Raw genomic sequence first — 26,276 nt, 5'->3', positions numbered from 1 at the left:
CCCCGTTCGTTAGAACGGGGTTTTTTGTTTTTAAGCTCATTACGGATTACAACGAAAACCTGTGGAGTAGCAAAAATTAGGCGTAAATATTAGTTAGCCTAAAAAGGAAAAAGTCTAGGATCAATTTCAAAAGTTGGGGATTAGCCGAAAGTATTAGATAATCTGAATAGAAAGAAATCTATTTTTCTCACCCCGCTAAACTGACTTCTGAACGCTTTTATTTTTGCATTAAAAGATTATTCATTTTTTATTTTTTTTGTTTTGGAGTTCATGAATTTCATTTCTGCAGAAGCATTAGTACTTCTGTTATCAAAATAGTTTAATATTGACTGATAATTCAGAGTTAGGGTATTGAGTATAATATTGAAGTTTTTAAAACCTGATTCCTCTACATTTCTGTACCAATGTGCTAATTTGGTCATCGCAATGTGTTTATCGTTGTTGTTATTATAAATACCTCGAAGTTGCTGACTTAAACCGTAAGCTTTCTTTATATCTGGATACAATCCAAATAGCATCTGAGCTCTTTCATTTTGATGCTCAGACCATTTTTCGCGAGATTTATAAAGCACGTACCTACTTCTGGCTAAAAGCTGTTTTACAGAATCTCCATTAGGCAAGAGTTCCGGTATATTTGCTCTATTCTCTCTTTTGGCTGTCATTATCAATTGATTTTCAAGATCCATAGCTTCCCATCGATGTTTGATTCTGATTTCTTGCATGGCTTCCAGAGCTAATTTTTGAACATGGAACCTATCAATTACCTGTATTGCTCTAAGAAAACATTTTTTAGAGATTAACTTCATGGAATTAGCCATGTCAAGTGTGATCTCTTGAACACCGAACACCACTTCTTTTTTTATAATCAATCTTACAGATGTGCTCTATGACTTGATTTGCCTTTGTTCCAGCAATAATGGCAACTAAGCAACCTTGTTTGCTTTTGAACTTCTTATTGGTTACTGTGGTATAGAGCTCTCCCTGAGACAAAGCTACTTCATCAATTGATAAATGGGTACCCATATTTTCAGGGTAAAGAATCCACTGATGCGCATGTTCAAGTGGATCCCAGGTATTAAAGGAGCTTAGGTGTTTTTTATACTGTCTTTGAAGTTTTTTTCCGTCGATACCTAAAAATTTTCCGACAGTATGACAGTCGGCAGCACTGTTATCTATTAATTTCTTTTAAAAAAGCCGCAAACTCTTCAGTCATGCGGGTTCCTTTAGCAACTAAAGTCCAGTCTCTTTTAATAATTCCTCCATTGGATTTGTTAGTCCAACGGCGTCTTTTGATATGCAAATACACTAATTTTCCTCTTAAAGGAAAATCCTGAATGGTAATTTCATCCTGAAATCCTTTTGACACTAATTCAAGGGTATCAAACTCTTTTGGAGGCTTTATTTTCTCCTCAAAATATAGGTGCAATATTTCTTCTGTGTTATTAGCAGAAACTACCTCAAAGTGGTCAACTAAAAAATCAGGTAGCATGAATTTCAAAAGGTCTATAGAAGTCATCTCTCATTGTTAGATTGACAAAATTCTAACTTTTTTTCGACATTTCCTCCCCAAGTATTGTTCTTGATCCTTCAAGTCCCGCTCTGAGTAATAGAAACTTCAGTTACCTAGCGCTAATTGAAGTTTTTTTTACACGGAATTTTAGTTCGTATTTTTAAATATGTAAGAATTATAATTATGAAGGATTGTAAGTAAAACCTATTGAGTAGTAAAAATTTAGCATAGATGTTAGTTGTTCCAAAATGGGAAAATTTAATATTTCTCAGTTCTATTTATTGAGTTCTAAAATGTTCTGTTTCAGAAAAAAAAAGTCGGTGGAGTATTTAGCCGTCCGTTGTCATCGTAATTTATTATTCTATGATAATGGTTAGTAAAAGTTTTAGTGATTGTATTGAATTGTTTAATTCTAGATTGATGGTATTTGATGTATTTTGCAAAACTTAAGCATTAAAGTTCGTCTTTTCAAAGATATATGGTAGCTTTCGTGATAGATATTTGGTTCTTTATTATCGATAGATACTTCAAATAGTGGTTAAGGTCATTTCTTTTGTTTACCTTTTTGAAAAATTATTTTTACTATCTAGTATTAGATATGAGGATTCGACATTATGTATGTCAAGTTTATTGAAAATATTTGGGTATTGACAGTTTTGATATCAAGTTTCAAGGAGCTAATTAAATAAGTTTTGTGGTTTTTTTATAAATAAATGTGCGGATATCAGTATATTTAATATAAAAAAGGAGTAAAAACTTTACTGTTTTTACTCCTGAGTATTTTTTTTAAAAGACTTTATTTCAGAATCCTTAATACATTTTAAAAGTTGTTTATACGAGTTTAGTATTAATAAAAATAGATGGTCTACTTGTTTTGTTCTTGATTTTTAACCGCAGCTACATATTTAGTTAGTTTCTTTCCGTAAAGAGATTGTGCTACTTTAGGCGTCATTGATTTTTGAATAGTATCAAGATACTTAAGATTGATATCATAGATGTCAGATAAAGTAACGTATGGAGCTACTTCATAATCCTTGTTGTTAATGGCAAAGTTGGTTGCATACAAATACCTTCTTTTTGTGTTAGCATCTTGTTTAGCACTTAGGCTATCTATTGCTTTTGTGTTTTTAGTTTTGATCGCATTGAATTTTTGTTCAAGTAAGCTTAAGTTGTCATCTCTAAAACGAGAACTGATTTTTCTATACTCCTCATATAACTCTTGATTTTTAGAGCCTGTTATTTTTGCTCCAGAAAGGAAGGAGTCCAAGTTTGTATCTATGTTTATGTTTCCAGGCTCGGCAAAAAATAGTAAGTTATTGTCTAATGAATTGGTTACTCCTCTGTCTAGAAATAGGTAAAGCATTTCAGGTGATTTTAAATCGATATCGCTTTCAAAAGCAGAGCTGCCGTCTATTTTAATTGTATCTATAGCAACAAGAGCGCTGTCAACTATTCTTTGAATATATAAGGTGCCTGTTTTTAGACCTTTAATATTTCCGGTGACGTGTAAGTTGGTTTTTGATTCATTTTTAGCACAGGATGCTAAAAGTAGTAACAAAACGAATGCAAGAATTGATTTTTTCATTGATTAAATATTTTGCTGCAAAATAAAGAAAATTGTTGGAAAGTTTAGTGGCTTACTTAGGGTAATTTCATAAAAAACTCCCAATCTATTTCTAAATTGGGAGTTTTTGCCTGATTTTTATTTTTACCCTTTCAACCAAGCTTCTCTTAAAGCCTTTTTTGTTATATCGGTGGCGTTAAGAGCTTCTTTTTCTTCATATGGAAGTTGTATCTTTCCTTTTAAAACCTGTTCAACTCCATTGCGTTTTATTTTAACAGTAATAGCTTCGTTTTCTTTCCAGTTTTGACTTTCGCCAATCATATCGTAGATGTTGTCCAAGGAATAGGGTTTGTCGTTGATAGCCATTATAATATCGCCTCCTTTAAGATCTAACGCCGTATAGAAAGGATTTAGTTCGATATTCGGAATAACAACAATTTCTTTGGTCTCTGGATTTACAGTGATGTACGGTACTTGTCCTTTTAGGAATACATTGCCAGGAGATTTTACTGTAGATTTTGTAACGCCAACTTTTGCAAAGTAAGTTTCGTATGGAATAGGAGTGGTTCCGGCTACATAAGTTGCAAGGAAAGCACCTACTTCAGGGTAGGTTAAAGTGGTGATTTTAGCAAAAAGTTCGTCGTCGTTAAATGGTTTTGAAGGGCCATATTCATTTGAAAGTTTTTGCATCAAATCAAGAATTCCTCTTTCGCCGTTGCTTTTTTCTCTAATAATAATGTCAAGACACATTCCTATCAATGATCCTTTTTGGTATACGTTGATGTATTGTTCTTTGTATGGTTCTTTAAGGACATTGGCACTCATTGTGGTAAAAGACATGGTGTCGTTCATCTTCGCTGCACGGTCCATTTGGTCTGAAATACGATTGTAAAAATCTTCTTCAGTGATTAAACCTTGGTTGATTTGGAAAAGGTTTGCAAAATATTCGGTAACTCCTTCGTACATCCATAAATGAGATGACATTTTTGGATCATTATAATCAAAATATTGAATTTCTTTTGAGTGAATGCTAAGCGGAGTTACAATATGAAAAAATTCATGGGATACTACATCCATCATCGATTTTAGCAATTCCTCTTTTGGCATTAATTCTGGTAAAACAACTGTAGTGGCTGTAGGATGCTCTAAAGCTCCAAAACCTTTTGCGTCATTTTCTTGCATGGACGATAAATACAATAATACACTGTATTTTTTAGTCGCATTTATTTTACCTAAGAAGGTCTTTTGTGCCGTCATCATCGTTTTCATCTCTGGTGTAATGCTTTCGGCAGTTACTTTTCCAGAAGGAGAATAAACGCTAATAAGGATTTCCATTCCGTCAACAGTAAATGTCGTGTAGTCTGGTTTTGAATACATAATTGGGTTTTCTACCAATTCAGCATAACGAGATGTAATAAAAGTATCTGCAGTTGTGCTGGCATCTAAGTCAGTCATTGAAGTAGAACCCCAAAGTATGGCAGGGTGAGTAATAGTAACTTTGTAGGGAATTGACATGAAGTTTGTGAAGTAACCTACAAAGCAATGCGTATTTAACATTATGTTTTTCCCAGCATCGATATTTGATCCTGCTGGAGAAAAAACATCCTCATCGCCAAATTTTGTCCCTTTCTCCGTGTCAAAAGAATCATTTACTAAATAGGTAATTTTATCTAGAGTTTTTGCTTTTGAAATGGACCAAGAATTAACGTCATTTTTTTTTACAACTAGTAAATTTCCTTTTGTATCATACGCTTTTAAATCTTCGATATATCTACCGTAGTTGTCTTCTGAGTAGGTTCCTGGAACTGTTTTAGGAATGTGATACGTAATTTCATCTGTTTTTATTGAAGGGGCGTTTACAGTTACCATTACCTGGTCATTTGTTATTACATCCAGATTAATTGCGACTTGAACCTGCTCTTTTGTTGCTGCAGTCGGGACCGAATTGGCAGTTTTACAACTCCAAAGGACCGATGTGAATGCAAATGCAAAAATTATTTTTTTCATGATCGATATGATTTTTGATGTTAGTCTATCAAAAGGCAAGAATGTTACATATTTTGAGTAGAGAAATTTTCGCAAAAAAAAACACCCTTATTTAGGGTGTTCTCTAATTGGTTAGTCCAATTTGTTTTTGATATAGTATTTACCATCCAAGTCTTCATCAAAATCATCGATTTTAATGGGTTTTGGTTTTGGCTTATTTGCAGTAGCTTTCTTTTTCCACATCTCAAATTTCTCTGCCGGCATCTTCTTTTTCATTATTTCCAAAACTTCTTTTTCGACCAAACCAAATTCCTTTTTAATAATTTCAAAAGGATTTTTTTCCTCTAAGGCCAATGTAACAAGTTTTTCTGTTTGTTCCCAGGTTAATTCTTTGCGGTTACTCTTTTTCATCACGTGAAAATTAATTCAATTTGTTTTTAATGATTAATATAATTGATTCTAAATTAGATAGAACAATATTAATAAAAATATAATTACTTATAACGATAAAAACGATTTTTTTTTATGGTGTGTAATTCTTTTCTGGGGAACGCTGTTTTTGGAAAGGAATTTTTAATAAATTCTTCAATTTATTGTGTTCCTCATTCTTCATATGGGTGTCAATTCCATATACAATTTCTTCTTTGGGAAGTGTTCTGAATGTCCCGAAAAGACGGTCCCAAACGGAGAATATATTTCCGTAATTACTGTCAGTATAGGGTAATCTATAATGATGGTGTACTTTGTGCATGTCTGGGGACACAATTAAGTAGCTCACGATAGTGTCCCATTTTTTTGGTAAGGCAATATTAGCATGGTTAAATTGAGTTGCAATTACTGATAGCGTTTGGTATAAAAATACCATCCACATCGGACTTCCCACGATTAAAACGCCTAGAGTGGTAAAAACAAAACGGATAATACTTTCGCCGGGATGATGTCTGTTAGCGGTCGTCGTATCTATCCAGGTATCGGTATGGTGTATTAAATGGAAACGCCATAAAAATTTGGTTTTATGTTCAACTAAATGTACCAGATAAGCTCCTATTAAATCTAATAACAACAAACCGATCAGTGTATACGACCATAATGGAATTTCAGGGAGCCATTGAAGAATTCCAAAATCATTTTTAATCGTCCAATCAGCTGTTTTTAGTAAAACGAAAGCCAATAGAAAATTAATAACAATGGTCGTTAAAGTGAGGAATATATTGATACCGGCATGGTGCCATTTCTTGTACTTAAAGTTGAAAAGCGGGAAAGCATTTTCGATTAACCAAAAAATTGTAATTCCACTTACCAATATTAAACTCCTGTGCGAGGAGGGTATGGTCGAAAAATAATTAATTACTTCATTCATAACGCTACTGTTTATTCCAAAAATAGTCATTTTTTAGATATAACAAGTTAGCAAAAAATTAATTGTTAATCACATTGATTCAAAGCATTAGGTGTATTGATATCCCCAATAAATCAAAACAAGTTGTAATGGCATGCGTAATAATAAAATCCACTTTGGAAGACCCATTCTCACCTTTTCATCTTGGTACATATAGATATGAGTTGGGAAAACGGCAATTAACAATACGATAATTCCCCAAGCTGCGTAGCTGGAAAGAGTAGGGATAATTAGTGCTATTCCTAAAATTATTTCGGCACATCCGCTTAGGATATTTAATAACTTAGGATTAGGAAAATAAGGGGGGATGATTTTTTGATACATTCTAGGGCTTCTAAAATGATTGATTCCTGCTATCGTGTAAATAAAAGCCATTAGATAAAGGTGCCATGGAAAAGTCATAATAATAGAAGATTAAAGTGATTTGTACGACGAATTTAAGGATATTAATTGTTTGTTTAGCTCGATAATTAAAATAGAATCACTTTTTTCGGCCGGTAAGGTTAATATTCATGATTATTATTGCAATAATAATAAGGATAATTCCAAACCACTGAATTGGTTTTACATCTTCGTTTAATAAGACAAAAGCCATCATTACGGATACTGGTAGTTCAAGTGCCGAAACAATACTTCCTAAACCAATACCAGTAAGTGGAAATCCTGCGTTCATCAGCATTGGTGGAATAATAGTTCCAAAAAGGGCTAAAATAATTCCCCATTTTAGAAAAATCTCAAAGTTAAATGGAGTGATTTGCGTAGCGATCGAAAATGAAAATACAATTATTGCACCACCAAGAAGCATATACAAACTGCGCTGTGCCGAAGAAATATTAGTTGCGACACTATTAGCAGTAAACATAGTCGTGGTAAAAGACGCTGCTGCCAACATACCCCACATGATGCCATGCCAATCTAGCTTAACTTCATTTTGAATTAGATTTGTTGCTAATACAGTTCCAATCAGTACAATAATTACGGACACTATTTTTTGAGTAGAAGGAAGCTTCTTTTCTAAAATCATTTCGAGTAAAACACCCATCCAAACGGTTTGCATCAACAATACAATACCTATAGAAACAGGAATGTATTTTACAGCCAAATAATAGAAAACGCTTGTCATTCCAAGAGAAGTTCCAGCAAGCATTAGATGAAAAATGTTTTGGCGAGATGCTTTTATTGCAGTGTTTTTGTTTTTTATTTTTTGGAACAAATTAATAAGTAATATTCCTAGAATACCCAATACAAACTGGGAAGTGGTAACTTCTGCAGTGGTGTATCCTTCATTATAGGCCATTTTTACAAAAGTGGCTAGCATACCATAACTGGTTGCACCAAAACCCACTAAAAAAACTCCTTTTAAAACATTATTATTTGACATTATTTATTTTTTTGAGGGGCAAAGGTACGCTTTCAACTGTAACGCAACTTTAGAGGAGTCATTATTTTTTAAAATAAGTCGTTTACTACAGGATTTTTAATTCCAATGGAGCTGGGGTTGAAGTTTAATTTGTCTTGTAATATGTTAGCATACACACTTCTAAAATCAATCTGATGTTTTAAATCGCCTTGTTGTAAGGTGGAAATATTGGGGTTGTTTGCAATTATTTTTCCTTTATCGCTTCCGCCAATGATGAACATAGGAGCGGCAGTTCCATTTTCTGTGCCGTTTCGATTGTCTTTTACTCTTCGTTCAAATTCTGAAAAAACAACAATAGTTACATTCTGAAGCAGTTTAGCATTCTTCATATCAGTGTAAAAACCAAACAAAGGATCGTTTAACTCCGACAATTTGTTTTTATGAATGGCCAATTGATTATCATGCATGTCAAAACCGCCAAGGGAGGTATAATACACTTTCGAGTTCAGGTTTCCTTTAATTAAGCGGCATATCCAAGCTAGATTTTTCCCTAAGCCCGTTTTGGGATACGAGTTTTCTTGGTTGGCTTGCGCCAAAGCTTTCTGGATTTGCACAGAACCTTCTAAGGCTGAATTGGCTATTTTTCGAACAAAATCTAATTCGGGTTTTTCAGATAGTTGATTACTTTCTTCCTTACCGTTTCTTATTTTTGAATTTCTCGGGATCTTTGACAGTTATGGCATTTCATCTTTTAGAGATAAGTTATCGATGTTGTCAATGTTGATTCCTGCAGTACGAGTGTTGTGTATTTTAAATCAAAAAAGGTTTAATACTTAATTGATCTAACTTTTTATTTAATAAAGTTGTAACAACTAATGGATAACGTTGACTTATGGAATATCTGATACAAAAAAAATGAAAAAAATATATTTGGTTGCTTTGATAGCTATAGGAAGTTTTTCTACACTTTCTGCTCAAACAACACCTGAAAAAGCTCCAGAGAAAACGACGGAGTTAAATGAGGTAGCAATTATAAAAACCAAGAAAGCGATAGAGCAAAAAGCGGATCGTACAATCTTTGATTTTGCGGGACAAGCTAGCTTGAATACAGGTTCCGTTTTAGAAGGAATTAAAAAACTACCTGGTCTAATAGCTTCAGATATTGCTGGAATGATGTACCAAGGAAAACAACTAGACGTTTTTATGGATGGAAGACCGCTTAATATTTCTACGACAGAATTGAATGCCTTTTTAGAAGGAATGCCTGCAAATGCGATTGAAAAAATCGAAATTATCACTCAACCAGGTGCTGAGTTTCCCGCGACTTCTGGCGGAGCGATTTTGAATATCATTACAAATAAAAACGCTAAGAATTACTTGAGTGCTACTTATACTAACAGTACAAGTTTTACGAGTTATAATGATGTACGCTGGAGAATGAACAATAGTTTGTTGTTGAGTGCTAAAAACAAGTATTTTGGATGGCAATTGAATGTAGGTCAGAATTATAGAGAAAGTGCGATTTGGACTTCTCTTGAGAAAGAAGAAAACGGTATGACTTCATTACTGTCAAGAACCGATGCAGACCGTATAGGGCGAAATAATTTTATTAAATCGGCATTGACATTTGATATTGGCAAAGATCGTTTGTTATTGAATTATGATTTAACTCAAAATAATAATGATAGTTATACTTTAGGCAACGGGCCCGGTTTTACAACTAATGATGCCTCAGTAAGTAAGGGCTTGCGCCAAGATGCCGTAGTCACTTACCAGAAAAAATTTGAAAACACGGCCAAAAAACTCGAGTTTAAATTCAACTACAATAACAATACAAATGATTTTGAATTAAGTCCGATTGGAAATCCGACTTCGACTTTAGATAATTCCTCAAACCAAAATTTGTACAACTTCAAGTTTGATTATTCGCAGCCTATTAAATTCTCTGATGAAGGGAAATTAAGTTTTGGTAGTTTGTATGAAGAATTACTTTTTGATGCTTCTAGTAAAGGCGTTACCAATTTAGATTACAAACGAAGAACCGCTGCATCTTATGTAGAAGTGCAAACTAAGTTTGATAAAGTTAATTTTATTCTTGGTGGTAGAGCTGAAGATTATAATATTACAGGAAATACAAATACAACTGAATTAACGGCGTTTAAGCAATTTCGCTTTTTTCCAAATGCAAGTGCACAGTATAATTTTAATAATTCGATCTATTTTAATATGAATTATAATAAAAAGATAACGTTGCCAAGTACATCAGCATTGAACCCAAACAACACCAATTATCAAAATCCAAACATTGATTATTCAGGTAATCCAAACCTGCAACCTACAATTTTTGATAATTATGAGGTGAAGTTAAGTGCTTATGATTATGCATTTATTAGTTATAATATTAGTTCGGCTAAGAATCAAGTCATCAATAGAGTGACGCTTAATAATGATTTGGTAGTAAATAGCAACGAGAATATTCCGGAGATAAAGATTCATAATTTTAGTGTTGGTATGCCCATTCCGTATATGTTGTTTACTAAAGGACTTGCCGAAACCATGAAAATGAATGTTAACCCAGATACGATGAACTTTTTATATGTGTATGCGGGTTATCAATACCATCAAATTCCAAATGTAGATACTAATGGATTCTGGATGTTTAATTTCATGTCGCAAATTGTATTACCAAAACAGATAAAATTTGTTGCTAATTATAATTACATTATTCCAAGAGGGAATTATTTTTATTTCATTGCGGTTAAGCCTTTCAGAAATGCCTTGGATTTAAGTTTTTCTAAGAAATTTATGAAAGATCAATTAACACTTTCAATTTATGCGGACGATGTATTGAATTCGAATGAAAGTGCTTTTAATTCTTACCAAACACCATTGTTAATTAGCAATAAAATGGATACGAGAAAATTTGGCTTTAGCCTGAATTATAAGATTCCAACGAAAAACAAGTTAGCTAAAGAAAATCCAAACTTATTGAATAAAGATAAAAAAGAAGATAACGGGATTTTAAACCAATAGTTGTCTTGATTGAGACAAAAAAGAGCTGTGAAATATATTCACAGCTCTTTTTTATTTATGTGGTTTTATTGGAATTAAATTGAAGTAAGATAAACAAAAGCCATATATATTTCTCGCTTACAATACTGTTTCTATTTAATTGGATAGGTATTGTCATTTTGATAGGTATTAAAAACGGCGTTTATAAAAACAGTTTTCGAAGGTTCGTCAACTATAAAAAAGGCGATGCACGGAAACTTATCAAAAGGTAAAAATCTATAATTATTATCATGAAATTGGTAAAATGGGTTCTTCTGTAAAGCTTTATAAGCTCTTCTATAATCGACTAAAAAATCAAGAGCTACTTTTTTATTTACTTCTTTAACATAATATTCTACCGCATCCTCTACGTTTTTTAAAGCAATAGGCGATACAATAACCTTATAGCTCATATTTAGTTTTTAAGTCGGCGTATGCTTTTTCTACATCAGTATATGATTTAGGTTTTAATACCAGTTGACTGTCTAAAGTTTCTTGTTGTTCATCGGTTAGTATATATGGTTTAGCTGAAGAACTCATTAAAGCCTTTATTTTTTCTACTATTGAATAATCTTGAATTTGTGTAATCCAATTGATAATATTCAACTTTTCATTTTGTAATTGCTGTGAATTCATTTTGTTTATTTTTAAATCTTAGACTTATACAAAGTTACCAAAAAAAAACAGTCATTTTTAAACTGCTTTGTTTTAAGTAGGTTAACAAATACAATTTAAGATTTTTTACCAGATCTCAGCTACTATTTGTGAGTAAATGGTAACTTTTCAAATCGATGCTGTAAATTAAGTGGTATTAAAAACAAATCGTGTGCTGTGTTTAGAATATAGTTTTTTTTCTAAAATTAAGAGATTAAATCACTTAAATGTACTTGTAAGGCTTTTACAGAAATACTGATTTCCCAGAAAGAAAGTGCTAATGAAACCAGTAAGCTTAGTAAGCTAAACCCAAAAAAATATAGCCCAGCTATTTGAAAATCAAAGAACAATAACAGCATTGCAAAAACCGACAAGAACAAACTAAGCACGCCAAAAAGTTGCATATAGCGGATTAGTGTTAATCGCAAGTTGAGGTTTTTAATTTCGATTAAAATACTTTTGTTTTCTTGTTCATCATAAGTTTTCTTCAAGCTTCTAACAATTGTAGCAATGGTCAAAAAACGATTGGTATACGCTAAAAGTATAAGTGAAGTAGCTGAGAATAATAAAGCTGGAGTTTCTATGTCTAGTGTCATTTGTAGTAATTGATTGGTAGGTTTGAATTACCAAATTTCGATAAACTTTTCCGGATAACTACTTTTTTGTATAAAAAACTCACTGAATAGAAATGGAGGACATGATAGGAAAACGCTGTAGGTATCAGTAGCAGGGTTGTTATTTGTCTAATTATTCTTTTTTTCTCGTTAGACAACGTCCTCTAGGTTCATCTCCTTCATGGAGCACAATTTCAGAATGCAAGAACTGTGCAGCTTCTGCTGAATGTTTTACTTTGATTGCACTGCGTTCTAACATTTTTGATTCAAAATCGTTTAATACACTTTCCCTTATTCCAGCTTCTCGCCAATTTGATGAAGGTCGGCATTCTTTTGTGATTCTTCGAGCCAGCGACAAAGCATCCAACAGCGCTTGATTTGCACCTTGGCCTTTAAATGGACTCATGGGGTGCGCCGCATCACCAATTAGCGTCATTTGTCCGTTCTTTTCCAACAATTCTTTATTGAGTAATTCTCGGTCATATACGGGATAACCAGAAACTTGCGATTCTAGAGTCGCCGCTAAAATCTGCGGAATTGGATCGTGCCATTGTGTTCTGCGACAGGCTTCTTCTTTAAGTGGTTTAGGGCCTTGTGCACTCAAAGCTTTAGCGTCTTCTTCCGGCATAGGGAAGCTCAATTGCCACATCACCGATTCTGAATCATATGGCATGATGTAGATTCGCTCATTGCCATTGGCAGTTTGGAATACGGTCGCCGAGTCTAACAAATCGCTTTCAATACCACCGAGCGCGCTCAAAGGACAAATACCCAATATCGCAATACAATCTAGGTAACGCAAAGGGGTAACGTCATCACCAATTAGCAACTTGCGCACTGTACTACGAATACCATCGGCTCCAACGACAAGATCTGCCTTGGCGCGCTGAATCTCTCCGTTTACTTCAAAGCTTAGATCAACAGTTCCGTCCTCCGTTTTTTTAATATCTACTAACTGGTGTCCCCACTGCACAGCTTCATGTCCGCCGAGTTGTTCCAGCAGTGCTAAGCGCAAAGACTGTCGTGCGATATGTACATTGGTACGCTTGGGAGATTTCTTTGAATCGTTCTGCATCCATTTTCTCATTCCCCATTCTCCAATTGTGTTTCCATCTGTAGTATGAACCAGATGTCTAGTGGAAACCACTCCTTCTTCTAATGAGAATATACCCAATCCCTCGATCGCTTTACTCGCTTGTTGTAAAGTAAGTCCGTAGCCCTGAGATCGTACCTCAAAACCGCTATCGCGTTCATAAAGAGTAAACGGAATTCCGCGGTGTAAACAGGCCACAGCCAGAGCCACTCCGCCTATACCGCCACCAATAATACCTACATGTGGATAGTTTTCTGTATCTGCTATAGGAGGACTTGCAGCAGGAACCAAACCAGATCCGGAACAGCGTAAGCAAGAATCGAGGTGTGCCTTAGGACGAATAGGAGCTGTTCCTTCGCTATTTGATTTTTCAAATTGTTCGACTGCTTTCTGGTACTGGAGTCGGACTTTTTTATTGATTCGGCGGCTTTTTTTGCCCTGCCCCTTACATTCCTGACAAATAGTCCAGCTAGTAGTTGTGTTTTCTAACTTTTTCACTTCTTTTTATTTAAATAATAGTTATGAAGTTCTGGAGTCATTAGATTAGTTTTTAGGAATGGAATTTAACAAAGATAGTACGGATTTTTTAAACATATAAGTCATGTAAGTTTTTGTTTTGGGCAGGTTTGATACGTTTGGTTATTTATAGAAGCGCATCTAAGTTTTGTTTCGCAAAGATTCTCAGAGGAAACGCAGAGGATCGCCGCGTTTTTTTAAACGTATAAGTCATATAAGTTTTTGTCTTGCTGACATTATATACGTTTGGTTAGTATGTATGGGTATTTAAGTTTTGTTTCGAAGGGATTAGGAAAAGTTATTATAATATAATTTTATAGCTTTTCTCGATTCGAATGCTAGTGGGAGGATGCAGTTCTTGATGAATAAACAGAAACCTCTGTTTGCTATTACTTTTACATGGTATTTAAGTAGTTTGTATTTTTAATCCAAGCATCTTTAATGGAATAAATGAAGTGCTATAGGAACTTATTTAATTATAATTTTTTCTGTTATAGGTTTGCCGGAATTATAATCTTTACCAAAAAAAAGTACGTATTCTGCTTTTGCTTTGAGGCCCAAAAGTCCCTCTTTAAGTTGGACAAACATCTTGTCTAAATACAATTTGTGCTTATTTACGGTGACATATACTCTAGCTCCTTCACTTTCATTATAAGTAAGATAGAAATATATTTTTTCTGAAGCAGCAAGGTGTAATTTGAATAAATTAGGTTGGGATTCTTCTAGAATCATCCCATAAGCTAATCTTTTTTGTATACTAGATAAAGGTTTCTGTATTCCTTTTTCAGTGTAAACTATTTGATACTCGTTAATTGGTTGAGACGAATCAATAGTCCCACCTTTTATATTAGCATCATACACGTATGTATTGTGGTTATTACTATGTTGAATATAAAATAAACGTGTCGCTGTTTTTGTGGGTTCTGGATAATTACTTTGTGAAAAGCAGCTAAAAGAGCAAAAAAATAGATAAAAAAAAGAAAAGATAACTTTCATGGTGATTAACAGTTTGTTTGTAGTCCTTCTTTTTAAGGAATTGTTGGGTTTAAAATGGGTACGACGTTTTTTGGCTTTTCGAGAGTTTACAGATTTTAAAAACCGCGTATGTTCTGCAACACGAAAGTACGAAAAATTAGGTTAGTCAATAAAAATGTGGACTTGAAATCCTTCAATAATCTCAGTTGCAAAAACTACAACTAGTTACCTTATTTAAGTAGGTACTTGTGCTAGACAAGCACCAGAATACTTAGACAAACGAGCACAAGATGGACACTGTCCTGAAACTTCGGTATATAAATCGGTCATATCGTTGTGGTAAGCTAATGTTTATATCCAAGCAGAAGAGAACTTAATTAAATATTTTAAAATCAAAGGCTAATTTTTTAGTATGAATTAAGCTACGCCAATTGATGAAAAACAAACAAAACAGCATAACAAATCCCAAAACAAAACTAGCAATAGACTGCCACGAAAAAATATTATCAATGATACTTTGTTGGTTTTCGGATGCAAATTTGCCTAAATGTAAAGCAATAGAATCACTAGTAAATTTCCCTACTAAGAAAGGAGCAATGATATAAAGCGGTTTTATTTTTGAAATCCCTCCACCTAAGAAAAGCGGTGTGGTAGGAAGAGGCAACAAAGAATAAGCAAGTACTACTAAAATACCTTTCCATTTATTTTGGTTCATTTTATCTCCAATAAACTTAATATCTTCATTTTTGGATGCTTTTAAATATTTGTTTGCCATTAGCGGAGTATATAAAAGAAGAATAGACCGACCCAAAACCGAACCTACAACTCCAATGACAATCACTGCCCAGATATTTAGATCAAAAAGAATTTGAAGAAATACCATTATTGTAAATGCTGGAGCAAACGGAAAAGGGACTATGTCAAATAATAGAGCGCCCAAAAAAACTAATAGATATTGCCACCACATGTGTTAGGAGTATTATTTGTATTGACCAGTTAATAAAGCAAGTAGTGCTCCTTTTTTGTGCCTGACCAATGAACGTCTAAATTACAATTAAAATTGTTGTGATATTGAAATAGTTTTTGAATGTAATAAGTTATCGCGATCGAGGTTGGTTTTGACCGTAGTGTAAAAGTGAATTGGAATGGGCACGGATTACAAATTTGCGCTATCGGGTTATTTCAAGCCGTTTTTTTACCAAAAAAATTCTGCTCGAAGCGGGGTATCGGGCGGAGGGTTTATAGAACATTCTTTTTTTTCGAAATACTTACATATTTCTACGATTGATTCCCTAATGATTTATTTCTAACTACAGTTTTTTCGAACGAAATTCATCAACAGAATAAGTATTCAATGTTTTTTCAATTTCGTTTTCTTTTAAATCTAGTATTTCAAGTTTTGGATATATAATAATTAAGTGATCAAATAAATTTTGTTTAGCCATTTTATTCATTAGCTCGGAATCTAAATTAAAATCTTGAGATGTCTCAGTTTTTATTCTTTTTGCTAATTCAAATGGATCTTCAGATTTACTATCTTTTAATTCATAAATAACATTACAAATTTCAATTGTTTCTGATTGAAACATATTTCTTTTTAACCTAATAGCTTGGCTCCATGTTTTAAAATCAGAAGTAAATTTAATATCAATGCCCGAGTATGAGTATTCTACTATGTTTTTTAAAATAACATAAGGAATATCAATGTTTTTATACGTTTTGTTAACGAATAGTTTTTGAGGATTGTTTTCATATATTTTTATAATATTAGAGCTTAACTCACCAGAAAATAAATATTTTCTAAACGTTTCGCTATCTTGACGTAAGTAATCTTTTAAAAAAAAGATTTCAAAATGTAAATTGGGAATACTGTGTTTTCCGTTTATGTTTAATTTTAAACCCTTATTATTTATCGTAAAAAATGGGTAGCTATCACCTCCTGTGAGTTTAGAAATCATGTCGTTTTGAGAATTTAAAATTGCTTCCTTTGCTTCAAGGGTCCTTTTTAAATTTTCTATAATTACGCTTTTTGTTTCTTCAGCTTTTGAAATAGAGATTAAGGTATTTTTATAAGTTTCGTTTAATTTTACGAATGTTTCATTTGCTTTTTCTTGTGACTCATTTGCGCTTTGGCTTAATGATTGTAAATTATCTATCGTATTTTTAGCTGTTTTATTTAATTCTTCAGTATCTGTTTTTATACTTTTCTTTAATTATTCATCTTCGTTCGACGCCTTATACTGAGCAAAAGCACCAACTATTAAAATAAAAAAAACAATAGAACTCCAATTAAATGTTTTCATAAACCAATCCCAAGTTTCCATTAATTTCATATTTATATATTCTTTTCTCAAAAACACATTTATTTTCTTACTAAAAAAAAACTGATCGGGCGGATATGAACAAAAAGCTCTCTTGTGCGATCGCGCAGATTTGTAATCCGTGCCCACAAAGCAAATCTACAAGAAAATCAGTAAACAAATGATGCTAGATGAATTGTTTGTAGCTTTTGTTGTATTTTTAATAAAAAAAAGCATGTGAACATCTAAAACGTAATCAGAGCTATAAAGTGTGGCAAGATGGTTATCACACCGAAACCCTAAAAACGAATTGGTTCATTAAACAAAAAGTTAATTATATTCACAATAACCCCGAAAAGGATAAAGTAGTCTCCTTACCAGAAGATTACTACTTTAGTTCTGCAAGAAATTATGCGTGTTTAGGAAACGAACTGGATGTTGTAGTTCTAGATTTGTTTTAGATTGCTGATATACTTTGTGGGCACGGATTGCAAATCCGCTATCCGTAACGATAAATTTAGTGTATATCTGTGCCATCGGGTTATTTCAAATTTCGTAGCTTTAAAAGTTCTTCCAAGTCTTTACCTCTTTTGTTTTTAGGGTCATTAATCATTTTGTAGATAAAATACAAAGGAATTAATGTAAGCATTCCCCAACTGTTTTTAACAATACTGTAAAATATTGTCCCTGCTAAAACTCCAATAATCAAAGCATTAGTAATGGAAAACGATCTTGTTTTCTTAGCTTCGTCTAATAATTCTTGGTCAGTTAATTCTGAAAGATCTTTGTTTGTCATTGTTTATTTTGTTTAATGTTATTTATTGAGCAGTCGTCAGCATAATAGAATCCAACTTGTATATATGTCTGATCACGGTCAGACTTTATCTATTATCAAATATAATAATTATCTTATTAATCTTTAGTACCTTTTAAAATAAATTAGTGATTTATAGAACTGCTTCCTAAACGATATTATAAAAACAAAACCCTCTCAATAGCCCCGATAGCAGTGAAAATCATTTGCTGTGGCGGGAGCCAAAAGCAATGGATTGCAGCGAATAGCGGGAGGGAAGTTCTTATGAAAATCATTCATTCTGCTCCAAAAAAAAAGCTGCCCAATGTTGGACAGCTTTTAGTGTAGCATGATGCGGGTATTACTTGATCATTTCAAAACTTCTTTTCACAAAAGCAGTTAATGCTTCTCCTTTAAGTAAGTTTTGAGATAGTTTAGCTAAGTCAAGCGCTTGTTTTACTAAGTGTTCTTGGCCAGCTTTGTCTGTATTGTTTAGAATTGTAGTTGCTAATGGCGAATTTGTGTTTACTACTAGGTTGTACATCTCCGGCATGTTTCCCATCCCGAACATTCCGCCACCACCACCAGACTGACTCATTTCTTTCATTCTACGCATGAATTCTGGTTGCGTGATGATGAAAGGAGCTGCTTGACTGTCCATTGCTTCAAGTTGAACTTGGTAGTTTTGTTTTGGTACAATTGCTTCTAGAACTGTTTTTAAATTGGTTTGCTCTTCTTCAGATAATTTAGAAATAGTATTTTCCTCTTTCTTGACTAAATTATCGATATGATCTGAATCGACACGTACAAAAGTGATGTCTTTATTATCTCCTTCAATTTTTTGAATCAAGTGTGAGATAATTGGAGAATCTAGTAATAAAACTTCGTATCCTTTTTCTTGTGCAATTTCGATATAAGAGTGTTGTGCTTCTTTATTTCCAGCATAAAGCACGACCAATTTTCCGTCTTTATCTGTTTGCTTGTCTTTTAGGTTTTCTTTTAATTCCTCAAGCGTGTAATATTTATTAGCAACGGTTGGGTATAAAACGAAAGCTCCTGCTTTTTCGTAGAATTTATCTTCAGATAACATTCCGTACTCTAGAACGATTTTAATATCATTCCATTTTGATTCAAAATCTTCACGGTTTTCTGTGAATAATGATTTCAATTTATCAGCTACTTTACGAGTAATGTAGTTCGAAATTTTCTTCACCGCACCATCAGCTTGTAATCCGGAACGAGAAACATTTAACGGAATGTCTGGCGAATCAACTACTCCGCGAAGCATCATTAAGAATTCAGGTACAATTCCTTCTACGTTATCTGTAACGTAAACTTGGTTTTGGTACAACTGAATCTTATCTTTTTGGATTTGTAAATCACCACTTAATTTTGGGAAATACAAAATACCAGTTAGGTTAAAAGGATAATCTACATTTAAGTGAATGTGGAATAAAGGCTCTTCAAATTGAGATGGATACAACTCATGATAGAAGCTTTTATAATCTTCATCCGTTAAGTCAGTTGGTTGTTTTGTCCAAGCTGGATTTGGGTTGTTGATAATATTGTCTACTTCAACCGATTTGAATGTTTCTTCTTTATCTTCTGCGTCAACAGATTCGCCCTTTTTTTGTTCAATTTTCTCCGTTTTTGTTCCAAATTTAATTGGAATAGGCATGAATTTATTGTACTTATTTAAAAGTTGCGTGATTTTAGACTCTTCCAGGAATTCTAAAGAATCTTCGGCGATATGCAGAATAATTTCTGTTCCACGAGTCGTTTTGTCAGCAGGCTCTAAGGTAAACTCAGGGCTTCCGTCGCAAGTCCAATGTGCCGCTGGCTCGTCTTTGTATGATTTAGTGATGATCTCCACTTTTGAAGCGACCATAAAAGCCGAGTAGAAACCAAGACCAAAATGGCCAATAATTCCTGAATCCTTCGCTGTGTCTTTGTATTTTTCTAAAAATTCTTCGGCACCAGAAAAAGCCAATTGGTTGATGTATTTTTCAACCTCTTCCGATGTCATACCAATTCCCTGGTCGATGAAGTGAAGTTTTTTTCCTTCTTTGTCAACTTTTACTTCTATAATTGGATTGCCGTATTCTACTTTGGCTTCGCCAATATTGGTTAGGTGTTTTAATTTTAACGTTGCATCTGTTCCATTCGAAATCAATTCACGTAAAAAAATCTCGTGATCACTATATAGGAACTTCTTTATTAAAGGGAAGATGTTTTCTACCGAAACATTAATTTTTCCTGTTGTCATATTTATATTTTATTAAAGAGTTTTACAATCTCCTCCAATTCTTTCAAATAGAATACCAATTAACAGTAAAGTGACAAATTGGCGTAACTGTTAATTTTGAAACAAATTATTTAAATCTTGAAACTAAAACTCTTAAAATGCTTTGTATCTTTGTATAAGTTTAATAGTAAAACCAAATAAAATGAAAAAAATATTATTTTTAACAGCAATAGCCTTAGTGTTATTTTCTTGTAAATCGACTTCTGCTACTGATACTAAATTAGATAAGGGAGCGCAAGTAGCAATGAAAGGAAACTGGGTGATCACTTCTGTTACTTATCCGGGATCTGAATACATTAAAGTAAACGCGTTTCAAATTGCAGATTCACAATGTTTTGTGGGAAGTACATGGAAATTCGTTTCTAATAACAACAAAGGAAATATGGCTTTGACAAAGTCTGGTTGTGCACCATTTAGTTCACCAATTACTTGGTTTGTTAATAAGAATGCAGAATTTGTTTTGAAAGTGTTAGATGCTGATATCAAAGCAAAAAAAGTAAGAGAAGGATATGTATTGCATGTTGCTAATCAAACTGAAGCATCATTTCAATTGATTGATAAAATTACTGTTGGAGGAAAATTGACTGATGTAGTTTACCAGTTTCAAAGAGCAAACTAAATTAAATATAAAAAAAGAATAATTATGAAAAAGATTTCTATAGTAACATTGGCTTTATTAATGTCAATCGGAACGTTTTTTACAAGTTGTGAATCGTTAAAGAATACAAATAAAACGCAGAGAGGTGCGGGAATTGGAGCAGTAAGTGGTGCAATAATTGGCGGTATCTTAGGAAACAACTTAGGAAAAGGCGGCAAGGGAGCAATGGGAGCTGTTCTTGGAGGTGTTGTTGGTGGAGTGGCCGGTGGAGTTATCGGTAATAAAATGGACAAACAAGCCAGACAAATTGATGAGGCTATTCCTGGAGCTGAAGTGAAAAGAGTAGGTGAGGGTATTCAATTAGTACTAAATGAAAATGCGGTACGTTTTGATACTAATAAATCGACACTTACTGTAGCTGCAAAAGCGAATTTAGATAAGTTGGTTCCTGTTTTTACGGAATATCCTGATACTGATATTACTATTTTTGGATATACAGATAGTACAGGACCTGCTGATTATAACTTGAAACTTTCGAAAGAGAGAGCAACTTCAGTTAGAAATTATTTGGTTAGTAGAGGTGTATCTTCTGTAAGATTTAATGTTACCGGTTTAGGTATTGCTGATCCGATTGCAACGAATGATACTGCAGAAGGAAGAACTCAAAACCGTCGTGTTGAGTTTGCTATTACAGCAAATGATAAAATGCGTGAAGATGCGAAAATCGAAGCAGGAAACTAAGAACTTCCTATTTTTAAATATTGTGAAAGCCTTTTCGTTTTTAAAATGAAAGGGCTTTCTTTTTTTTCATAAATTTCACTTTCAGTAAATTCTTTTAGTTAAAGAAATCTATCTTTGCAATCTCAAAATTTCATATTATAAAAATGCTTCAAGTTCAAAACATCACTTTTGGTTATAACGAAAAACCAGTTTTAAGAAACATCAATTTCACTATTGAAAAGGGACAGAATATTGCTATTATTGGAGAAAGCGGTTGCGGAAAAAGTACACTACTAAAACTAATTTATGGTTTGTATGATTTAGACGAAGGAGCGATTGTTTGGGGTGATAAAAAAGTTTTAGGGCCTAAATATAATTTGGTTCCAGGAATGCCTTTTGTAAAATATCTTGCTCAAGATTTTGACTTGATGCCTTATATTACCGTGGCTGAAAATGTGGGTAAGTTTTTATCTAACGGATTTAACTGCATGAAAAAATTGCGTGTTGAGCAATTGCTAGAAATGGTCGAAATGACTGAATTTGCTAATGTTCAAGCTAAGTATTTAAGTGGAGGACAGCAGCAACGTGTGGCACTAGCTAGAGTTTTGGCGCTAGAACCTGAAATACTGTTATTAGACGAGCCATTTAGTCATATTGATAATTTTAGAAAAAATGCTCTTAGACGTAATTTATTTGCATATTTAAAAACTAAGGAAATCACTTGTATTATAGCTACTCATGATAGTACAGATGCATTGTCTTATGCAGATGAAACTATTGTTTTACAAAGCGGAATGATGATCGATAAAGCAAATTCATTCAGCTTGTACAACAATCCTATAAATAAATATGTAGCATCTCTTTTTGGAGAAGTAAATGAACTTAAATTGTCGCAATTAGTTCCTGTAGACGGGGAAGATGAAATGGTATTGCTCTATCCACATCAATTAAAAGTGGTCGACAATGGAATGTTAACAGCAATAGTGAAACAATCCTTTTTTAAAGGAAGCCATTATTTAATTAAGGCAGTTTTTGACAGAAAGGTAATTTTCTTTGAGCATGAAACTCCACTAGAGATCAATCAGGAAGTCAGTTTAATGATTTCATAAAAACAAAGCCCCGAAATTTAAAATTTCGGGGCTTTGTTTTTAATTAGTTTTTTAAATATTTATCTAAGAATTGCTCTTGTTCCCAAAGTAGGTGTAAAATATTCTCTTTAGCGGCATAACCATGAGCTTCTTTAGGTAAGATTACCATTCTTACAGGTGCTCCTAAACCTTTTAATGCCTGGAAGTAACGTTCCGTTTGTAAAGTGAATGTTCCTGGATTATTATCAGCTTCTCCATGTATAAGTAATATCGGAGTCTTCATTTTATCTGCGTTCATAAATGGAGACATGGTATTGTAAATTTCAGGTACTTCCCAGTAATTGCGTTGCTCTGATTGGAACCCAAAAGGAGTTAACGTTCTGTTATAAGCACCACTTCGTGCAATACCGCAAGCAAATAAATTAGAGTGCGTCAATAGATTCGCAGTCATAAAAGCGCCATATGAATGACCGCCAACAGCCACTTTCTTTCTGTTGATATAACCTAAAGCATCAACCGCGTTTATCGCAGCCTCAGCATTATCTACTAATTGTGAAATGAAATTATCGTTTGGTTCCGTAGTCCCTTCACCAATAATAGGAAAAGAAGCGTCGTCTAATACCACATATCCTTTGGTTACCCAATATACAAATGATCCGTAATAAGGAAAGGTAAATTCATTTGGGTTTTGGTTGTTTTGTCCTGCAGAGTTTTTGTCTTTAAATTCTGTTGGGTAAGCCCAAATTAATAAAGGCAACTTCTCTTTTTTTACTTTATCGTATCCTGCTGGTAAGTATAACGTTCCTGAAAGCGCTACACCATCTTTTCTTTTATATTGAATCACCTCTTTACTTACATTTTTAATGCTTTCAAAAGGATTTTTGAAACTTGTGATTTGAGTAAGCTGGTCTTTTTTCTTGATGTTTCTAAAGTAATAATTAGGATATTCATTCTTAGATTGAATTTGTACCAAAACCTCTCCTTTTTTAAAATCTTCTATAGACAGTAATTCTTCTTTTTTGTCTTTATATGTTGAGGTATACAGTCTGTTTGTGTTTAGACTTTTTAGGTTAAATTCAGCTATGAAAGGGAACTGCCCGTCTTTAGTAAAACCATCTCCTAACAAATAAAGATTGTTGTTTTCAATCGCAAGAACTTTTTTAGCATATGCGTTTTTAATAGTTTCAAAATTCCCTGGATCAGAGTAGATGTCTTGCGAGTTTCTATCTGTAATTATTTTTGGCTCTTGAGTAGCATCTGATGGATCGAATAAATACGTTTTAGTATTTCGAGTATCGTACCATTGATCAAAAGCAATTGCTGTAGTTTCATTACCCCAAATAATTCCTCCAAAACGTTGTTTGGTTTTAAGTATTTGCGAAGGGTTTTTGTCGAAAGGGGCTTTCCATTGGAATACTTCATCTCTAAAGTCGACTTTGTTTTCTGGATTTCCTTCATCGAGCGCTTCCACATAATATAAGGTCGCCGCTTCGTCATTTCTCCAATTCATATTTCTTTTACCGGTACGAGTTGCCATAAAACCTTTTGGCATAATTTCATTTAAGGCCACTTCGTTAACCATCTTAACTTCTTTTCCCTCTTTATCATAAACCACAGTTTTAGAAGGGAAACGGTTAAGCGGAACGATGTACGAAAAAGGTTTATGAATTGTGCTTATCATCAGGTAGTTTCCATTTGGAGAAAAGTTTTCGCCGGCATACATATCAGCCGATTTAAATAAAATTTTGCTTCCGTTAAGATTTACTTTGTACAACTCAGCAGTTATTATATTTTCAAAATTTGCGTCGTCAGTTTTATTTTTCAATAAATCTTGATACGTTCTATTTTGAGAAATTGTTCCACTTGCATTTGAAACAATTGGACCTGTTGGTAGGTTTTTCTTTTCATCTAATAAAACGGGTCTATTTTGGGGTAATATTTTTACCAAAATATTTTCGTTGTCGCTATACCAGCTAAAAGGATTTCCAAGGTTAGCATTTACATTGTTATCAGTAAGTTGAGTCGCTTTCGCGGAAGCAACATCAACAACCCATAGGGCTACCCCTAAATTTGTAGTATGTGAAAAAGCGATTTTCTTTTCATTAGGCGACCAAGAGATGTTAGTGATGCGAGGATTTTCGGGTAATCCGCTCACTTGAATTTCATTTTTATCTTTAATCTTGCGAAGCTTGATATTGTTGATATAGGTAACCGTACTGGAAATGTTTGTGGTAGGGTTTATTCGTAGACCGCCCAAACGCATTTCATCTTGATTTAAATCGTCTAACGTTTTATAGGTATTTCTATATGTTAGGAGCATGTATTCCTTTTTGGTATCCATGCTTACTGATGGTGCGCGCTCGTAGTCTGCTAAATCAAGAATTGACTTAGATGGTTTTTGATACGTAAGATTTTCTTGTGCAAAAGTAGGTAAGCTTAATGCAAGAAATAAAATCAGGCTAAATTTTAATTTCATAAATAAGGTTCGTTTTTTGATTAATTAGAAGTATAAGTGTAGTTTCTTTTTCACTTGTTACATTTATTGCCAGTTTATTGTAAAAATACTTTATTTTTTATTCTTTTAATATCTTTTTTAAAACGTATGTAACGTTCTACTTAAATTTATAAATTGTTAATTGCTAAAAAAAAGAGTAATTTGGTCGCTAATATTTTACAGTACAATAAAATTTACATTCTTATTATAATAAAACAACAATTATATGTATCATTCAAAAATTGCAGGATTAGGATTTTATGTTCCTTCCAATGTGGTCACTAATGACGATTTGTCAAAAATTATTGATACCAATGACGAGTGGATTCAAGAAAGAACAGGTATTCAAGAAAGAAGACACATTATAAGAGGAGAAGATACAACGACTTCAATGGGAGTAAAAGCTGCCGAAATTGCTATAGAACGTTCTGGCGTTGCCAAAGAAGATATTGATTTTATTGTTTTTGCTACCTTAAGTCCTGATTATTATTTTCCTGGGCCAGGAGTTTTAGTACAACGTGATTTAGGTTTGAGAACCGTAGGGGCATTAGATGTTAGAAATCAATGTTCGGGATTTATCTATGCTTTGTCTGTTGCGGATCAATATATTAAAACCGGAATGTATAAGAACGTTTTAGTTATTGGATCAGAAGTACATTCGACTGGATTAGATATGACATCACGTGGTCGTGGAGTTTCTGTAATTTTTGGAGATGGAGCAGGAGCAGCCGTTTTGAGTAGAGAAGAAGATTTAACGAAAGGAATTCTTTCTACGCATTTGCATTCTGAAGGTCAACATGCTGAGGAATTAGTCCTTACAGCACCAGGAATGGGAGCGAGATGGGTGACTGATATTCTTGCGGATAATGATCCTGATGATGAAAGTTATTTTCCGCATATGAATGGACAATTTGTATTTAAAAATGCAGTGGTTCGTTTTGCTGAGGTAATTAATGAAGGGCTTGAAGCGAATAATCTATCGGTTTCTAATATTGATATGTTGATACCACATCAAGCAAATTTGAGAATTTCTCAATTTATACAAAAGAAATTTGGTCTGAATGATGATCAAGTTTATAATAATATTCAACAATATGGAAATACAACAGCCGCTTCTATTCCAATTGCTTTGACTGAAGCTTGGGAAAAAGGAAAAATTAAATCTGGAGATACAGTAGTTTTGGCTGCTTTTGGAAGTGGATTTACTTGGGGAAGTGCAATTATTAGATGGTAATTTCTTATTTAAAAAAAAACAT

At 33.4% G+C, this 26,276-nt stretch carries 26 protein-coding genes; 5 read left to right on the top strand and 21 right to left on the bottom strand.

Annotated features, from left to right (window positions below):
- Positions 1–236 precede the first annotated feature (236 nt).
- The 10 genes from AC4PRO_RS12295 to AC4PRO_RS12250 all read right to left on the bottom strand — a co-directional run bounded on the left by AC4PRO_RS12295 (position 237) and on the right by AC4PRO_RS12250 (position 8,433).
- Positions 237–869 carry an ISAon1 family transposase gene (locus tag AC4PRO_RS12295; protein WP_492117540.1) on the bottom strand — a complete coding sequence of 211 codons (633 nt, stop codon included), beginning with the start codon at positions 867–869 and terminating at the stop codon, positions 237–239.
- Positions 820–1,023 carry a hypothetical protein gene (locus AC4PRO_RS12290; RefSeq protein ID WP_492117539.1) on the bottom strand — a complete coding sequence of 68 codons (204 nt, stop codon included), beginning with the start codon at positions 1,021–1,023 and terminating at the stop codon, positions 820–822. The genes AC4PRO_RS12295 and AC4PRO_RS12290 overlap by 50 nt, the downstream gene beginning before the upstream one ends.
- A gap of 145 nt (positions 1,024–1,168) precedes the next feature.
- Positions 1,169–1,516: an ISAon1 family transposase N-terminal region protein gene (locus AC4PRO_RS12285; protein WP_139174272.1), complete on the bottom strand. Its 348-nt coding sequence runs from the start codon at positions 1,514–1,516 to the stop codon at positions 1,169–1,171.
- Between the two features lie 859 nt (positions 1,517–2,375).
- Entirely contained in the window at positions 2,376–3,095 is a 720-nt protein-coding gene (locus AC4PRO_RS12280; protein ID WP_492117538.1) for a DUF4369 domain-containing protein, read from the bottom strand.
- A 123-nt stretch (positions 3,096–3,218) separates the two neighbouring features.
- Positions 3,219–5,081, bottom strand: a complete 1,863-nt coding sequence (locus AC4PRO_RS12275) for a M61 family metallopeptidase (protein ID WP_492117537.1) — start codon at positions 5,079–5,081, stop codon at positions 3,219–3,221.
- Positions 5,082–5,192: 111 nt separating this feature from the next.
- Positions 5,193–5,471: a DUF2805 domain-containing protein gene (locus AC4PRO_RS12270; protein ID WP_074724370.1), complete on the bottom strand. Its 279-nt coding sequence runs from the start codon at positions 5,469–5,471 to the stop codon at positions 5,193–5,195.
- Between the two features lie 112 nt (positions 5,472–5,583).
- Entirely contained in the window at positions 5,584–6,420 is an 837-nt protein-coding gene (locus AC4PRO_RS12265) for a sterol desaturase family protein (protein ID WP_492117536.1), read from the bottom strand.
- An 87-nt stretch (positions 6,421–6,507) separates the two neighbouring features.
- The gene (locus AC4PRO_RS12260) at positions 6,508–6,861 is read right to left on the bottom strand and encodes a DoxX family protein (protein ID WP_074724371.1); all 354 of its coding nucleotides are present in this window, start codon (positions 6,859–6,861) and stop codon (positions 6,508–6,510) included.
- 79 nt (positions 6,862–6,940) lie between these two features.
- Positions 6,941–7,840 carry an EamA family transporter gene (locus AC4PRO_RS12255; RefSeq protein WP_074724372.1) on the bottom strand — a complete coding sequence of 300 codons (900 nt, stop codon included), beginning with the start codon at positions 7,838–7,840 and terminating at the stop codon, positions 6,941–6,943.
- 68 nt (positions 7,841–7,908) lie between these two features.
- A complete protein-coding gene (locus tag AC4PRO_RS12250; protein WP_492117535.1) occupies positions 7,909–8,433 on the bottom strand; it encodes a DUF1501 domain-containing protein in 525 nt (174 codons plus the stop codon).
- A 301-nt stretch (positions 8,434–8,734) separates the two neighbouring features.
- Between AC4PRO_RS12250 and AC4PRO_RS12245 the strand changes: the two genes are divergently transcribed.
- Positions 8,735–10,852 carry a TonB-dependent receptor domain-containing protein gene (locus AC4PRO_RS12245; protein WP_492117534.1) on the top strand — a complete coding sequence of 706 codons (2,118 nt, stop codon included), beginning with the start codon at positions 8,735–8,737 and terminating at the stop codon, positions 10,850–10,852.
- Between the two features lie 131 nt (positions 10,853–10,983).
- Here the strand turns inward: AC4PRO_RS12245 and AC4PRO_RS12240 are convergent, their stop codons facing one another.
- The 10 genes from AC4PRO_RS12240 to htpG all read right to left on the bottom strand — a co-directional run bounded on the left by AC4PRO_RS12240 (position 10,984) and on the right by htpG (position 20,081).
- Positions 10,984–11,283: a type II toxin-antitoxin system RelE/ParE family toxin gene (locus AC4PRO_RS12240; protein WP_074724374.1), complete on the bottom strand. Its 300-nt coding sequence runs from the start codon at positions 11,281–11,283 to the stop codon at positions 10,984–10,986.
- On the bottom strand, positions 11,273–11,506 hold the full coding sequence (locus tag AC4PRO_RS12235; protein WP_083380523.1) for a hypothetical protein: 234 nt from the start codon (positions 11,504–11,506) through the stop codon (positions 11,273–11,275). Before AC4PRO_RS12235 ends, AC4PRO_RS12240 begins: the two co-directional genes overlap by 11 nt.
- Positions 11,507–11,730: 224 nt before the next feature.
- Positions 11,731–12,120, bottom strand: a complete 390-nt coding sequence (locus tag AC4PRO_RS12230; RefSeq protein WP_074724375.1) for a DUF2721 domain-containing protein — start codon at positions 12,118–12,120, stop codon at positions 11,731–11,733.
- Between the two features lie 151 nt (positions 12,121–12,271).
- On the bottom strand, positions 12,272–13,729 hold the full coding sequence (locus tag AC4PRO_RS12225) for an FAD-dependent oxidoreductase (RefSeq protein WP_492117533.1): 1,458 nt from the start codon (positions 13,727–13,729) through the stop codon (positions 12,272–12,274).
- A 486-nt stretch (positions 13,730–14,215) separates the two neighbouring features.
- On the bottom strand, positions 14,216–14,743 hold the full coding sequence (locus AC4PRO_RS12220) for a DUF4833 domain-containing protein (RefSeq protein ID WP_492117532.1): 528 nt from the start codon (positions 14,741–14,743) through the stop codon (positions 14,216–14,218).
- Between the two features lie 352 nt (positions 14,744–15,095).
- The gene (locus tag AC4PRO_RS12215) at positions 15,096–15,689 is read right to left on the bottom strand and encodes a hypothetical protein (RefSeq protein ID WP_492117531.1); all 594 of its coding nucleotides are present in this window, start codon (positions 15,687–15,689) and stop codon (positions 15,096–15,098) included.
- A 343-nt stretch (positions 15,690–16,032) separates the two neighbouring features.
- Positions 16,033–16,680 (bottom strand): hypothetical protein, encoded by a 648-nt coding sequence (locus AC4PRO_RS12210; protein WP_492117530.1) that lies wholly within the window; start codon positions 16,678–16,680, stop codon positions 16,033–16,035.
- 735 nt (positions 16,681–17,415) lie between these two features.
- A complete protein-coding gene (locus AC4PRO_RS12205; protein WP_492117529.1) occupies positions 17,416–17,559 on the bottom strand; it encodes a hypothetical protein in 144 nt (47 codons plus the stop codon).
- Positions 17,560–17,563: 4 nt separating this feature from the next.
- Positions 17,564–17,818 carry an FUSC family protein gene (locus tag AC4PRO_RS12200; RefSeq protein ID WP_492117528.1) on the bottom strand — a complete coding sequence of 85 codons (255 nt, stop codon included), beginning with the start codon at positions 17,816–17,818 and terminating at the stop codon, positions 17,564–17,566.
- 358 nt (positions 17,819–18,176) lie between these two features.
- On the bottom strand, positions 18,177–20,081 hold the full coding sequence (htpG, locus tag AC4PRO_RS12195; RefSeq protein WP_492117527.1) for a molecular chaperone HtpG: 1,905 nt from the start codon (positions 20,079–20,081) through the stop codon (positions 18,177–18,179).
- Positions 20,082–20,262: 181 nt separating this feature from the next.
- Between htpG and AC4PRO_RS12190 the strand changes: the two genes are divergently transcribed.
- The 3 genes from AC4PRO_RS12190 to AC4PRO_RS12180 all read left to right on the top strand — a co-directional run bounded on the left by AC4PRO_RS12190 (position 20,263) and on the right by AC4PRO_RS12180 (position 22,547).
- Positions 20,263–20,739: a lipocalin family protein gene (locus AC4PRO_RS12190; RefSeq protein WP_074724382.1), complete on the top strand. Its 477-nt coding sequence runs from the start codon at positions 20,263–20,265 to the stop codon at positions 20,737–20,739.
- 24 nt (positions 20,740–20,763) lie between these two features.
- Positions 20,764–21,459 (top strand): YiaD family glycine zipper/OmpA-like lipoprotein, encoded by a 696-nt coding sequence (locus AC4PRO_RS12185; RefSeq protein WP_074724383.1) that lies wholly within the window; start codon positions 20,764–20,766, stop codon positions 21,457–21,459.
- Positions 21,460–21,602: 143 nt separating this feature from the next.
- A complete protein-coding gene (locus AC4PRO_RS12180; protein ID WP_074724384.1) occupies positions 21,603–22,547 on the top strand; it encodes an ABC transporter ATP-binding protein in 945 nt (314 codons plus the stop codon).
- A gap of 43 nt (positions 22,548–22,590) precedes the next feature.
- Here the strand turns inward: AC4PRO_RS12180 and AC4PRO_RS12175 are convergent, their stop codons facing one another.
- On the bottom strand, positions 22,591–25,002 hold the full coding sequence (locus AC4PRO_RS12175) for an alpha/beta hydrolase family protein (RefSeq protein WP_492117526.1): 2,412 nt from the start codon (positions 25,000–25,002) through the stop codon (positions 22,591–22,593).
- A 244-nt stretch (positions 25,003–25,246) separates the two neighbouring features.
- On the opposite strand from AC4PRO_RS12175, the gene AC4PRO_RS12170 reads away from it, so the two are divergent.
- Positions 25,247–26,254 carry a 3-oxoacyl-ACP synthase III family protein gene (locus AC4PRO_RS12170; protein WP_074724386.1) on the top strand — a complete coding sequence of 336 codons (1,008 nt, stop codon included), beginning with the start codon at positions 25,247–25,249 and terminating at the stop codon, positions 26,252–26,254.
- The last annotated feature ends 22 nt before the right edge of the window (positions 26,255–26,276 follow it).

The sequence above is a fragment of the Flavobacterium sp. DW-iso2 genome (assembly GCF_058725285.1).
Note: the sequence above shows the minus strand (reverse complement) of the source record. Positions and strands in the feature narration are given on the sequence as shown.

Bases quoted from the DNA above. Each gene is read 5' to 3' on its own strand.
- AC4PRO_RS12290 (WP_492117539.1), bottom strand. From the start codon at position 1,023: ATGGGTACCCATTTATCAATTGATGAAGTAGCTTTGTCTCAGGGAGAG.
- AC4PRO_RS12285 (WP_139174272.1), bottom strand. From the start codon at position 1,516: ATGACTTCTATAGACCTTTTGAAATTCATGCTACCTGATTTTTTAGTT.
- AC4PRO_RS12280 (WP_492117538.1), bottom strand. From the start codon at position 3,095: ATGAAAAAATCAATTCTTGCATTCGTTTTGTTACTACTTTTAGCATCC.
- AC4PRO_RS12275 (WP_492117537.1), bottom strand. From the start codon at position 5,081: ATGAAAAAAATAATTTTTGCATTTGCATTCACATCGGTCCTTTGGAGT.
- AC4PRO_RS12270 (WP_074724370.1), bottom strand. From the start codon at position 5,471: ATGAAAAAGAGTAACCGCAAAGAATTAACCTGGGAACAAACAGAAAAA.
- AC4PRO_RS12265 (WP_492117536.1), bottom strand. From the start codon at position 6,420: ATGAATGAAGTAATTAATTATTTTTCGACCATACCCTCCTCGCACAGG.
- AC4PRO_RS12260 (WP_074724371.1), bottom strand. From the start codon at position 6,861: ATGACTTTTCCATGGCACCTTTATCTAATGGCTTTTATTTACACGATA.
- AC4PRO_RS12255 (WP_074724372.1), bottom strand. From the start codon at position 7,840: ATGTCAAATAATAATGTTTTAAAAGGAGTTTTTTTAGTGGGTTTTGGT.
- AC4PRO_RS12245 (WP_492117534.1), top strand. From the start codon at position 8,735: ATGAAAAAAATATATTTGGTTGCTTTGATAGCTATAGGAAGTTTTTCT.
- AC4PRO_RS12240 (WP_074724374.1), bottom strand. From the start codon at position 11,283: ATGAGCTATAAGGTTATTGTATCGCCTATTGCTTTAAAAAACGTAGAG.
- AC4PRO_RS12235 (WP_083380523.1), bottom strand. From the start codon at position 11,506: ATGAATTCACAGCAATTACAAAATGAAAAGTTGAATATTATCAATTGG.
- AC4PRO_RS12230 (WP_074724375.1), bottom strand. From the start codon at position 12,120: ATGACACTAGACATAGAAACTCCAGCTTTATTATTCTCAGCTACTTCA.
- AC4PRO_RS12220 (WP_492117532.1), bottom strand. From the start codon at position 14,743: ATGAAAGTTATCTTTTCTTTTTTTTATCTATTTTTTTGCTCTTTTAGC.
- AC4PRO_RS12215 (WP_492117531.1), bottom strand. From the start codon at position 15,689: ATGTGGTGGCAATATCTATTAGTTTTTTTGGGCGCTCTATTATTTGAC.
- AC4PRO_RS12210 (WP_492117530.1), bottom strand. From the start codon at position 16,680: ATGATTTCTAAACTCACAGGAGGTGATAGCTACCCATTTTTTACGATA.
- AC4PRO_RS12205 (WP_492117529.1), bottom strand. From the start codon at position 17,559: ATGGCACAGATATACACTAAATTTATCGTTACGGATAGCGGATTTGCA.
- AC4PRO_RS12200 (WP_492117528.1), bottom strand. From the start codon at position 17,818: ATGACAAACAAAGATCTTTCAGAATTAACTGACCAAGAATTATTAGAC.
- htpG (WP_492117527.1), bottom strand. From the start codon at position 20,081: ATGACAACAGGAAAAATTAATGTTTCGGTAGAAAACATCTTCCCTTTA.
- AC4PRO_RS12190 (WP_074724382.1), top strand. From the start codon at position 20,263: ATGAAAAAAATATTATTTTTAACAGCAATAGCCTTAGTGTTATTTTCT.
- AC4PRO_RS12185 (WP_074724383.1), top strand. From the start codon at position 20,764: ATGAAAAAGATTTCTATAGTAACATTGGCTTTATTAATGTCAATCGGA.
- AC4PRO_RS12180 (WP_074724384.1), top strand. From the start codon at position 21,603: ATGCTTCAAGTTCAAAACATCACTTTTGGTTATAACGAAAAACCAGTT.
- AC4PRO_RS12175 (WP_492117526.1), bottom strand. From the start codon at position 25,002: ATGAAATTAAAATTTAGCCTGATTTTATTTCTTGCATTAAGCTTACCT.
- AC4PRO_RS12170 (WP_074724386.1), top strand. From the start codon at position 25,247: ATGTATCATTCAAAAATTGCAGGATTAGGATTTTATGTTCCTTCCAAT.